The following is a 1,190-nucleotide window of genomic DNA, read 5'->3' as shown; positions in this document are numbered from 1 at the left end:
GATGGGCAAGGAAAAGTTCTCCCGTACCAAGCCGCACTGCAACATCGGCACGATCGGGCACGTCGATCACGGCAAGACGTCGCTGACGGCAGCGATCACCAAGGTGCTGGCGGAGTCGGGCGGGGCCACCTTCACGGCCTACGACCAGATCGACAAGGCCCCCGAGGAGAAGGCGCGCGGCATCACGATCTCGACCGCCCACGTCGAGTACGAGACGACCAACCGCCACTACGCCCACGTCGACTGCCCCGGCCACGCCGACTACGTGAAGAACATGATCACCGGCGCCGCCCAGATGGACGGCGCGATCCTGGTCGTGTCCGCCGCCGACGGCCCGATGCCGCAGACCCGCGAGCACATCCTGCTCGCCCGCCAGGTCGGCGTGCCGGCGCTGGTGGTGTTCCTCAACAAGGTCGACATGGTCGATGACGAGGAGCTGCTGGAGCTGGTCGAGCTCGAGGTGCGGGAGCTGCTGTCGAAGTACGACTTCCCCGGCGACGACATCCCGATCACCAAGGGCTCGGCCCTGATGGCGCTCGAGGACAAGGAGCCGAAGATCGGCAAGGAAGCCGTCCTGAAGCTGATGGAGACGGTCGACGCCTACATCCCGCAGCCGGAGCGTCCGATCGACATGCCGTTCCTGATGCCGATCGAGGACGTGTTCTCGATCTCGGGCCGCGGCACGGTGGTGACGGGCCGGGTCGAGCGCGGCATCATCAAGGTCGGCGAGGAAGTCGAGATCGTCGGCATCCGCCCGACGACGAAGACGACGGTGACCGGCGTCGAGATGTTCCGCAAGCTGCTGGACCAGGGCCAGGCGGGCGACAACGTCGGCGTGCTGCTGCGCGGCACGAAGCGCGAGGACGTGGAGCGCGGCCAGGTGGTGTGCAAGCCGGGTTCGGTGAAGCCGCACTCGAAGTTCAAGGCCGAGGCCTACATCCTGACGAAGGAGGAGGGCGGGCGCCACACGCCGTTCTTCACCAACTACCGTCCGCAGTTCTACTTCCGCACGACGGACGTGACCGGCGTGTGCACGCTGCCCGAGGGCACCGAGATGGTGATGCCGGGCGACAACGTGACCATGGACGTGGTGCTGATCGTGCCGGTGGCCATGGAAGAGAAGCTGCGCTTCGCCATCCGCGAGGGCGGCCGTACCGTCGGTGCCGGCGTCGTCGCCGCCATCAACGACT

The 1,190-nt window shown here is 66.9% G+C and carries 1 protein-coding gene; it reads left to right on the top strand.

The features are described 5' to 3' along the window. Window position 1: 1 nt before the first annotated feature. On the top strand, window positions 2-1,190 hold a 1,189-nt coding region (gene tuf, locus MFF42_RS24190; protein WP_238258401.1), incomplete at its 3' end, for an elongation factor Tu.

This window comes from Methylorubrum podarium (assembly GCF_022179745.1).
Lineage (GTDB): Bacteria > Pseudomonadota > Alphaproteobacteria > Rhizobiales > Beijerinckiaceae > Methylobacterium > Methylobacterium podarium.
This window is presented reverse-complemented; position numbering and strand designations above follow the sequence as displayed.